Annotated in this window: 1 protein-coding gene; it reads left to right on the top strand. The window is 66.7% G+C overall.

The features are described from left to right. On the top strand, nt 1-255 hold a 255-nt coding region (locus SB717_RS37695), incomplete at both ends, for an alanine:cation symporter family protein (RefSeq protein WP_410908274.1).

The following is a 255-nucleotide window of genomic DNA, read 5'->3' on the forward strand; positions in this document are numbered from 1 at the left end:
GTCTACCTGACGCTGCGGCTCGGCTTCTTCCAGTTTCGCCATCTCGGGCACGCCTGGAAGCACAGTTTCGGGCGATTGTTCAGCCGCGAGATCGATACCGAGGAGGGCGCGATCACGCCCTTCCAGGCGGTGACTTCCGCGATGGCGGCGACCATCGGCGTGGGCAATATCGCGGGCGTGGCCACCGCCATTGCCCTGGGCGGGCCGGGCGCCATTTTCTGGATGTGGGTGGTGTCGCTCGTCGGCATGGCCACC

It is taken from the genome of Priestia sp. SIMBA_032 (assembly GCF_046535215.1).
GTDB lineage: Bacteria > Bacillota > Bacilli > Bacillales > Bacillaceae_H > Priestia > Priestia aryabhattai.